We start from the raw sequence: 8,520 nt of genomic DNA on the forward strand, positions 1-8,520 counted from the left end.
CTCCTCGGGAGAGCGGGTGTCTCAGCTGTGCCGGGCCATGGCCTTCACGAACGCCCGCTCGACGTCGGCCGCCGACAGTACGCCGTAGATCTCGCCGGTCTCCTCCACCACCAGGTACTCGGTGGCCGGCGTCGCGCGCAGGGCGTCCAGGAGCTGTTCTCCGGCCAGCTCCGCCGAGACGCGCATGCCGTCCGTGATCTCCTGGGCGAGGCCGCCGACCGCGACCCACGGCCGGCGGTGTTCGGGCACGCCGACGATGGCGGCCTCGCGGACCAGGGAGAGCGGGTTGCCCTCGTGGTCGACGACGACCAGAGCGCGGGCCCCGGCGGCGTTGGCCCGGCGCAGGGCCTCGGAGAGCGGGGTGTCGGCCTCCACGGGGACGGCGCGGCGGGTGAGGGCGCGGGCGCGCAGCTCCGGGAGGTGCTCGCGCAGACGTGCCATGCGCAGGCTGTTGCCGGCGCCGGTCCAGATGATCGCGGCGAGGATCGCGGCGAGCAGGGCGTCCATGACCGTGTCCATGCCGACGCTGTCCTCGGCGGCGGAGCCGAGCGCGCCGGACTGCGTGAGCAGCGGGAGGCCCACGAGGACGGCGACGGCGAGGGCCCGGCCGACCCAGGCGGCGGCCACGGTGCCGGCCATCGGCCTGCCGGTGATCTTCCAGACGACGGCGCGGAGCATGCGGCCGCCGTCCAGCGGGAGGCCGGGCAGCAGGTTGAAGGCGGCCACGATGAGGTTGGAGATCATCAGGCCCGCCAGCAGGACACCGGGGACCGTGCCGGGCTCGACGGTCCGCATGGCGAGGTGGAACACGCCCGCGAGGGCGAGGGAGAGCAGCGGACCGACGAAGGCGAGGACGAACTCGCGGCCGGGGGTCTCGGCCTCCTTCTCGATCTCCGAGACGCCGCCGAAGAACTGGAGCTGGATGCGGCGGACCGGGAGCTTGAAGCGGAGCGCGGCGACCGTGTGGGCCAGTTCGTGGACGAGCACGGACGCGTAGAAGGCGACCGCGAAGAAGAGGGAGACCAAGTAGCGGACGGCGCCGAGCTCGGGCAGGATCCGGTCGAGCTGGCCGCCGAAGACCCAGGTGATCAGGGCGGCGACGAGGAACCAGCTCGGCGCGACGTACACGGGCACGCCGAACGGGCGGCCCATGAGCAGTCCGCCGCCGGGCCCGGGGCGCTGCGCGGAGCGGCCCCGGCCGGAGCGCGCGAGGGTGCGGTGCGGGTCGCGGTCACCGCCGGGCTTGGCGTTCTCCGCGGGCGCCCCGAAGCTTCCGGTGGGCGGGGGCCGGTCGGGCCCGGTGGTTCCTTCCGGCGCCTGGGGCCGTGTGCCGTCCGGTGTCGTTCCTGGCCCGGTGTCCGGCGCGGGGGTGCCGGGGTGTTCGGGGTGCGGCGCTTTGCCGTTCTCCGTGCCGCCCGCGTTCTGCGCGTCCTGGGCCGGTTTCTCGAAGTTCCGTGCGGGGGTGACCGGTTCGTCGGCCGGGGGGCGTGCGCCGGGGGCGGGCGGTTCGGGGCGTGCGGGACCCGCGGCCGGGGACCCTGCGTGCTCCTCGGCCGACTGGTCGTTTCCGGATCGCGGCTGTCCGCTCCCGCCGCTCTCGTCCACCGGTGTCCCCTCGATCGAAGCGTCTCCCGCGCCGGTGCGGCCGGGAGGGTCTGACGTCGATGGTATGCGGCCGTCGCGGCGCGTTCCGCCCGGCACCCCCTGTTGTTTTCCACAGCTTCCGGGGGCGCGGGGGCCGCGAACGGGGCGCTGTCGGTGCCGGGCCGTAAGGTCTGTCGTCATGGAGACGAGCACCCAGGGCACGACCGCAGTGCCCGACAGCAGCCCTGCCCCGGCGGCGGATCCGCCGGCCCCGGCCGGGCCGACGGCGGCAGCGGCGGACCACGGCGCGAGCGGGACGACCGCCGTGGCGCCGGTTTCGCTGTCCCCCTCGCGTGCCGGCGACTTCATGCAGTGCCCGCTGCTGTACCGGTTCCGGGTCATCGACCGGCTGCCGGAGAAGCCCAGTGAGGCGGCGACCCGGGGCACGCTGGTGCACGCGGTGCTGGAGCGGCTGTTCGACGCCCCGGCCGCCGAGCGCACGGCACCGCGCGCCAAGTCGCTGATCCCGGGCCAGTGGGACCGGCTGCGCGAGAGCCGGCCGGAGGTCGCCGAGCTGTTCGCCGACGACCCGGAGGGCGAGCGGCTGGCGCGCTGGCTCGACGAGGCGGAGCGGCTGGTCGAGCGCTGGTTCACGCTGGAGGACCCGGCACGTCTGGAGCCCGCCGAGCGCGAGCTGTTCGTGGAGGCCGAGCTGGACTCCGGGCTGCGGCTGCGCGGCATCATCGACCGGGTGGACGTGGCGCCCACGGGCGAGGTCCGCATCGTCGACTACAAGACGGGCAAGGCGCCCCGGCCGGAGTACGCCGAGGGCGCGCTGTTCCAGATGAAGTTCTACGCCCTGGTGGTGTGGCGGCTGAAGCAGGTCGTCCCGCGACGGCTGCAGCTGGTGTACCTCGGCAGTGGTGACGTCCTGACGTACGATCCGGTGCTCGCCGATCTGGAGCGTGTCGAGCGCAAGCTGCTGGCGCTGTGGGACGCGATCCGGCAGGCCACGGAGACGGGCGACTGGCGGCCCCGCCCGACGAAGCTGTGCGGCTGGTGCGACCACCAGGCGCACTGCCCGGAGTTCGGCGGCACTCCCCCGCCCTATCCGCTGCCGGTGAGGGCGCCCGAGTCGGACGGTGCGGCGCAGGGCAGAATGGGGCCGGACTAGCGAAGGAGACTTACGTGGCCATCCGCGTCCTACTGGTCGACGACCAGCCCCTGCTGCGTACGGGCTTCCGGATGATCCTGGAGGCCGAGCAGGACATCGCGGTCGTCGGCGAGGCCGGAGACGGCCTCCAGGCGCTCGACCAGGTGCGGGCCCTGCAGCCCGATGTGGTGCTGATGGACATCCGCATGCCGCGGATGGACGGCGTGGAGGCGACCCGGCAGATCACCGGCCCCGGGCGGGACGGTCCGGCGAAGGTGCTGGTGCTGACCACCTTCGACCTCGACGAGTACGTGGTGGAGGCGCTGCGGGCGGGCGCCAGCGGTTTCCTGCTGAAGGACGCCCCGGCCAACGAACTGGTGCAGGCGATCCGCGTCGTGGCGGCCGGTGAGGCGATGCTCGCGCCGAGCATCACGCGGCGGTTGCTCGACAAGTACGCCACGCATCTGCCGTCCGGCGAGGAGCCGGTCCCGGACACGCTGCACACGCTGACCGACCGGGAGGTGGAGGTGCTGAAGCTGGTGGCGCGCGGGCTGTCCAACGCGGAGATCGCGGCCGACCTGTTCGTCAGCGAAACCACCGTCAAGACGCACGTGGGGCACGTCCTGACCAAGCTGGGGCTGCGCGACCGCGTGCAGGCCGCGGTGTACGCGTACGAGAGCGGGCTCGTGCGCCCCGGCGCGCAGTAAGCCTCTCCCGGCCCCGCCCGCGCTGAAGGCCCCGCCCGCATATACGGGAGGGCGCCCTCCCCGCCGGAACTCCGGTGCGGAGGGCGCCCTTTCGCGCGGCCGCGCGGCAGCGCTCCCGGCTCAGTCCTTGCTGAGTTCCCAGAAGCGGAACACGGTCGAGGCGTCGAGGCAGTACTCCAGGCCGTAGACGCCGTCGCGGACGACCGCGTACTGCTTGCCCTGCCAGATGGGAAGCACGGGCAGGTCCTCGGCGACGATGTCCTGGAGCCGGGCGTACTCCTCCTCGGTCGCGGAGCGGTCGCTCTGGGCGGCGGTGCTCGGGATGAGCGAGCCGGTGATGGTGCGGTTCGCGTAGTTGTTGCCCAGCACGTTGCCCTTGCCGAAGAACGGGGCCGTGAAGTTGTCGGCGTCCGGGTAGTCGGGCACCCAGCCCTTCACGTACACGCCGTACTTGCCGGCGGCGATGTCCTTCTCGTACTGGTCGAAGGAGACGGACTTCATCTCGGCGTCGAACAGGCCGCTGGCGTTGAGCTGCCTGGCGATGGCCTTCAACTCGTCGTCGGTGGCCGGGCCGTAGCGCGACGGCGTCGACCACAGGGTGAGCTTCACCTTGCCGGTGATGCCCTCGGCGCGCAGCGCGGCCTCGGCCCTGGCCTTGGAGGGCTGGGCGCCGTAGGTGTCGAAGAAGGCGGTGTTGTGGCCGGCGATACCGGCCGGGATGATCGAGTACAGCGGGGTCGCGGTGCCCTGGTGGACGTCCCTGATGAGCGCGTCGCGGTCGATCAGGTGGGCGATGGCCTTGCGCACGCCGAGCCGGCCGGTCACCGGGTCGTCCATGTTGAACACCAGGTGCTGGACCTCGGCGCTGCTGCCCTCGACGATCTCGACGCCGGAGGAGTCGCCGCCCTGCTCGATGCCGGCGATGTCGCCGGCGGTGAGCCCTCGGTAGGCGATGTCGACCGTGCCGTCCTTGACGGCCTTCTTCAGGCCGGCCTGGTCGCCGTGGAAGAACTTCAGGGTCACGCCGTTGTTCTGGACGTCGGCGGTGCCCTTGTAGTGCTCGTTGACGGAGAAGACGGCCTCGTCGTCGTTGAAGGACTCCAACGTGTACGGGCCGGAGCCGACCGCCTTGCCGTCCTCGCGCAGCCGGTCGCCCTGGTACCGGCGGTGGTTGACGATGGAGCCGGCGCCGGAGGCGATCTTGCTCGGGAAGGTGGCGTCCGGTGTGTTCAGCTTGAAGACGACCGTCTTGTCGTCCGGCGTCTCGACCTCGTCGAGCATGGGGAACATGATCGCTGGGCCGGTGTCGTCGTTGATCCGCAGCATGCGGTCGAAGGAGAACTTGACGTCCTTCGAGGTGAGCGGGTCGCCGTTGCTGAACTTCAGGCCGTCCTTCAGCGTGCACGTGTAGACCTTGGTCTCCGTGCCGGTGAAGGAGCACTCCTCGGCGGCCTCGGGCTGCGGTTCGGTGCCGCCCTTCGGGAAGCTCAGCAGCGACTGGAAGACGTTGTTGAACAACAGCCAGGAACCGGGGTCGTAGCCGGAGGCGGGGTCCGTGGCGAGGACGTCGTCGGACATCCCCATCACCACGTGGGAACCGTCGCCCCCGGAACCGCCGGTCTCCGTTCCGCATCCGGTCAACAGGCCGGAGGCCAGCCCCGCCACGAGGGGCAGAACCGGCCACTGGTTGCGCATGTTCACGTGCAGGTGCCTTGTCGTCGTATTCGTCGTCCCGGGGCCGCGGTCACGTACCCCTGGTGTGTCCGGCAAGCCGCGGTCGGCGGCCCCGGCGGGGGAGGTCTCAGCCGCTCACGCCACGGCCGAGCTCCCAGAGCTGAAGGGTCGCGGAGGAGTTGAGCGCGTACGCGGTGCCCGTGACGTCACCCCGCGCGGCGACGTACTGCTTGCCCTGCCACAGCGGCAGCACGGGCACGTCCTCGGCCACGATGTCCTGGATGTCCTGGAGGCTCGACGCGGCGGACAGCCGGTCGGCCTCGCGGCGGGACTCGGGGATCAGGTCGGTGCGGATCCGGCGGTTGGCGTACGGGGAGCCCAGGAAGTTGTCCTTGTCGAGGAACGGCGCCAGGAAGTTGTCGGCGTCGGGGAAGTCCGGGAACCAGCCCATGCCGTAGACCTGGTACTCGCCCTTCTGCTCGGCCGGGCGGAACGTCGACCACGGGGTGCCCTTGATACGGACGTCGAAGAGGCCGCTGGCGTTGAGCTGCTTGCGCAGCACCTCGAACTCGTCCTTGGTGGCCGGGCCGTAGTGGTCGGTCGTGTAGTGCAGCGTCAGCGCGACCGGGGTGGTGATGCCGGCCTGTTCCAGCAGCTTCCTGGCCTTACTGGTGTCCGGTTCGCCGTACTTGTTGAAGAACGAGTTGGAGTGGCCGGTGATGCTGGCCGGGACGAGCGAGTACAGCGGCTCGGCCTGGGAGCCGTAGACCTTGGAGACGAGTTCGCTGCGGTTGACGATCTGGGCCATGGCCTGCCGGACGGCCTTGGACTTCACGGCCGGGTCCGTCGTGTCGAACGCCAGGTAGCGGATGCCGAGGCCGGGCGTCTCGATCAGGTCGACGTCGCCGGAGTCCTCGGACAGCTTGCGGATCTGCTCCGGCGACATCGTGCGGGTCATCAGGTCGATGTCGCCCTCCTCCAGCGCCTTGCCCATGGCGTCGGCGTCCTCGTAGGAGACCATCTCGACCTGGTCGTTGCGCACCTCCAGGGCCCCCTTGTACTTGGGGTTCCGGGTGAAGACGGCCTTGACCAGCTCGTCGCCCCTGACCTCGGACTTCAGGGTGTAGGGGCCGGACCCGTCGACCGCGAAGCCGTCCCGCAGCCGGTCCCTGGGGTACTCGTCGGCGTCGACGATGCCGGCGACCGGCGTGGACAGCTTGAAGGGGAACGTGGCGTCGGCCGTCTTGAGGTGGAAGATGACCTCGCGCTCGCCCTGCGTCTCGATGGTGTCGATGTTCGACAGCAGGGCGAAGACACCGCTGTCGGCCTCGATGGCCAGGGCGCGGTTGATGGAGTACTTGACGTCGGCCGCGGTCACGGCGTCGCCGTCCGAGAACGTCAGGCCGTCCCGCAGGGTGCACGCGTAGCGCTCGTTGCCGGTGTCGGTGAACCCGCACTTCTCGGCGGCCTCGGGCACGGGATCACCGTCCCCGCGGGGCTGGACCATCAGGGTCTGCACGGTCTGGCGCAGGATGTTCCAGGGGCCGACGTCGTACGCGTAGGCGGGGTCGAGCGGTGCGGGGGCGTCCTTCGAGGCGGTGAACCGGTCGGTGGTGCCGACGACGATGCCGTCGCCTCCTTGGCCGCCACCGGTCCCGCCGCAGGCGGCGAGCACCGGCACGAGCAGGCCGAGCACGGCCGGCAGCACCAGAGTCTTGCGGTTCATTCTCGAGTTTCTCCACGGCTGTCGAGTCCGTGTACCCGACATGCAGGGGTGTTGCGGCGGGAGCACGGGGGAAGGGGGTGATGTCCTCGGGACGAGGTTAGTCCGCGCCCGCGCGCCGCTTCGCCGCCCCTGCGGCCGGGCTGCCCTCACGCAGCGGAACGGGGCGCGGACACACCGAAAACGTGACAGCGGAAGGATTCGTGCAGGGTCTCACCAAACGGGACACAAGGGCACGCCGCCGGTGCCCGAAAAGGGGTGAACAGCACAGGCCGGGCCCCCTGTCGATCCGCGCCCGCGTGGCGAACGTCACACGCGTGCCGAGCCTTCCCCGGCACCGCAATTCGGCCATGCGCACCGGGCCGAATTCATTCGAACGACAGCTCGGAAATTCTTGTTCAATGGACGGCGCACGCCGGGTGAACACCCCGGCGCATTTCCGTCATCGCGCGGGGATCAGATCCCGCAGAAAAGCCAGGTCGACCTCTTCGAGGGAGGTCACCACCGTGCGCCGGTCGGCCGGGGCGACGGTCGCCAGCGTCGGCACCGCCACCACGTGACAGCCCGCGGCCTCCGCCGAGGCGATGCCGGTCGCGGTGTCCTCGATCACCACGCATCTCGCCGGGTCCGCGCCGAGGCCCGCGGCGGCCACCAGGTAGGGGTCGGGGTGCGGCTTGGTGCGCGCCACCTCGTCGCCGGCGACCGACAGGGCGAAGTGCCGGCGGCCCAGACGGGCCAGGACGCGGTCGATGATGCGCCGGTGGGAGGCGGACACCAGGGCCGTCGGGATCTTGTGCTCGGACAGCTCGGCGAGCAGCCGGGCGGCGCCCGGCATCAGCGGCAGCGCCTGCTCGATGCGCTCCTCGAAGCCCTTGTTCAGCAGCACGGTCAGCTCGGGAAGGGTGATGTCGGCGCCGGTGGCCTCGATCAGGAACCCGGCGCTGCGGGTCATGGGCCCGCCCACCACGACATGGCGCCAGGAGTCGTCCAGGGTGTGCCCGAGGGCGGCGAAGACCTCGACCTCGACGTCCCACCAGAAGCCCTCGGTGTCCACCAGGGTGCCGTCCATGTCGAGCAGCACGGCCTGCAGGGCCGAGCCTTCCGCCGTACGAACTCCGAGCGCGGGGACCGTACTGGTCATCCGGGCGCACCTCCTTGAGGGACGATCAGGCCGGTTCCCACGGGGGAACCGGCCTGCGGTGGACCGACCAGTTTACGTCGTCCACGAAAGAATCGCCTCGTTTATCCCGCACGCCCCTGGGCGCACCGGCTCAGCTGCTCCTGGGCGCACCGGCTCACGTGCTCCCGGGCTCCCCGGCATGCATGCTCCCGGGCACACCGGCTCAGCGCGCGTTGAAGTACTTCGCTTCCGGGTGGTGGATGACGATGGCGTCGGTGGACTGCTCGGGGTGGAGCTGGAACTCCTCGGACAGCTTCACGCCGATGCGCTCCGGCTCCAGCAGGTCGGCGATCTTCGCCCGGTCCTCCAGGTCGGGGCAGGCGCCGTAGCCGAGGGAGAAGCGGGCGCCGCGGTACTTCAGCGCGAACATGTCCTCCATCTCGGCCGGGTCCTCACCGGCGAACCCGAGTTCGGCGCGGACGCGCGCGTGCCAGTACTCGGCGAGTGCCTCGGCCAACTGCACGGACAGGCCGTGCAGTTCGAGGTAGTCGCGGTAGGC

The 8,520-nt window shown here is 71.2% G+C and carries 7 protein-coding genes; 2 read left to right on the forward strand and 5 right to left on the reverse strand.

Going from position 1 to position 8,520, the window contains the following annotated elements; all coding sequences use genetic code 11:
* Positions 1-21 precede the first annotated feature (21 nt).
* The gene (locus AB0M97_RS22220; protein ID WP_365962674.1) at positions 22-1,605 is read right to left on the reverse strand and encodes a site-2 protease family protein; all 1,584 of its coding nucleotides are present in this window, start codon (positions 1,603-1,605) and stop codon (positions 22-24) included.
* Positions 1,606-1,783: 178 nt separating this feature from the next.
* On the opposite strand from AB0M97_RS22220, the gene AB0M97_RS22225 reads away from it, so the two are divergent.
* Both AB0M97_RS22225 and AB0M97_RS22230 read left to right on the forward strand, forming a co-directional pair.
* Positions 1,784-2,758, forward strand: a complete 975-nt coding sequence (locus AB0M97_RS22225; protein WP_365962676.1) for a RecB family exonuclease — start codon at positions 1,784-1,786, stop codon at positions 2,756-2,758.
* A 14-nt stretch (positions 2,759-2,772) separates the two neighbouring features.
* Entirely contained in the window at positions 2,773-3,444 is a 672-nt protein-coding gene (locus AB0M97_RS22230; RefSeq protein WP_014671700.1) for a response regulator transcription factor, read from the forward strand.
* 120 nt (positions 3,445-3,564) lie between these two features.
* On the opposite strand, the gene AB0M97_RS22235 is transcribed toward AB0M97_RS22230, so the two are convergent.
* The 4 genes from AB0M97_RS22235 to AB0M97_RS22250 form a co-directional block, all read right to left on the reverse strand.
* Positions 3,565-5,145, reverse strand: coding sequence for an ABC transporter substrate-binding protein (locus AB0M97_RS22235; protein ID WP_365962677.1), 1,581 nt, complete (start codon positions 5,143-5,145; stop codon positions 3,565-3,567).
* 100 nt (positions 5,146-5,245) lie between these two features.
* Complete coding sequence (locus AB0M97_RS22240; protein WP_365962678.1) at positions 5,246-6,844, reverse strand: ABC transporter substrate-binding protein; 1,599 nt, start codon at positions 6,842-6,844, stop codon at positions 5,246-5,248.
* Positions 6,845-7,283: 439 nt separating this feature from the next.
* Entirely contained in the window at positions 7,284-7,982 is a 699-nt protein-coding gene (locus AB0M97_RS22245) for an HAD family phosphatase (protein WP_365962679.1), read from the reverse strand.
* A gap of 202 nt (positions 7,983-8,184) precedes the next feature.
* Positions 8,185-8,520, reverse strand: a 336-nt coding sequence (locus AB0M97_RS22250) for a vitamin B12 dependent-methionine synthase activation domain-containing protein (RefSeq protein ID WP_365962680.1), incomplete at its 5' end; no start/stop codon positions are given.

It is taken from the genome of Streptomyces sp. NPDC051207, assembly GCF_040682395.1.
Classification (GTDB): domain Bacteria; phylum Actinomycetota; class Actinomycetes; order Streptomycetales; family Streptomycetaceae; genus Streptomyces.